This is a genomic window from Streptomyces sp. NPDC051664 (assembly GCF_044453545.1).
Classification (GTDB): Bacteria; Actinomycetota; Actinomycetes; order Streptomycetales; family Streptomycetaceae; genus Streptomyces.
Map to the genome: position 1 here is coordinate 172,494 of NZ_JBITCU010000015.1, position 1,074 is coordinate 173,567.

Below are 1,074 nucleotides of genomic sequence, written 5' to 3' on the forward strand. Positions count from 1 at the left end.
CGGCGGAAGCCGCCTCGGTCACCACCGCTCGAGGGCCGACTCTCATCGCGACGGAAGCCGCCACCGGAACCGCCACCACGGCTGTCATCGCGGCGGAAACCGCCTCGGTCACCACCGCTCGACGGCCGACTCTCATCGCGACGGAAGCCGCCACCGGAACCGCCACCACGGCTGTCGTCACGGCGGAAGCCACCACTGCGGCTGTCGTCGTCGCGACGGGGCCCACGCGGCCGGTCGTCACGGCGCTCGAAGCCACCACCGGGACGCCCACCACGCTCATCATCACGCCGCGGCGCACGATCATCACGACGGAAACCGCCACCGGCGGAGCCACCACGGCTGTCGTCACGGCGGAAGCCACCACTGCGGCTGTCGTCGTCGCGACGGGGCCCACGCGGCCGGTCGTCACGGCGCTCGAAGCCACCACCGGGACGCCCACCACGCTCATCATCACGCCGCGGCGCACGATCATCACGACGGAAACCGCCACCGGCGGAGCCACCACGGCTGTCATCCCGACGGTACGCACCACCGGAACCGCCACCACGGTCGTCCCGAGGGAACCTGCCACCGGAACCGCCACCGCGGCTGTCATCTCGACGGAACGCACCACCGGAGCCACCGCCACGGCTGTCATCACGACGCGGCCCGCGATCACGGTCGTCGCGACGGAAGCCACCACCGGCACCGCCGCTCGTCGGCCGGCCGTCATCACGGCGGTTGCCACCACGGTCGTTGTCCCGACGCGGGCTTCCGGACCGGTCGTCACGACCACCCCGGAAGCCGCCCCGGTCACCACCGTCCCGGCGACGCGGCTCGCGCTCCGAACGATCGTCGGGAGAGTTGGTGGACATGGGTGGAACTCCTGTCTTCGGGTACTACACACATTCTCGCGCAGTCGGCCACCCGACGCGCTTCGACAAAACAAAAAAGGACCCTTGGTCCCAGCATGAACGCTGGGACCAAGGATCCTTGAAAGATTGTTCGGCGGCGTCCTACTCTCCCACAGGGTCCCCCCTGCAGTACCATCGGCGCTGAAAGGCTTAGCTTCCGGGTTCGGAATGTAACCGGGCG

The 1,074-nt window shown here is 69.5% G+C and carries 1 rRNA gene and 1 pseudogene; both read right to left on the bottom strand.

Going from position 1 to position 1,074, the window contains the following annotated elements:
- Positions 1–727: pseudogene (locus ACIA8E_RS26265) on the bottom strand (hypothetical protein); the annotation flags it as partial.
- A 255-nt stretch (positions 728–982) separates the two neighbouring features.
- Positions 983–1,074 (bottom strand): 5S ribosomal RNA (gene rrf, locus ACIA8E_RS26270); the annotation flags it as partial.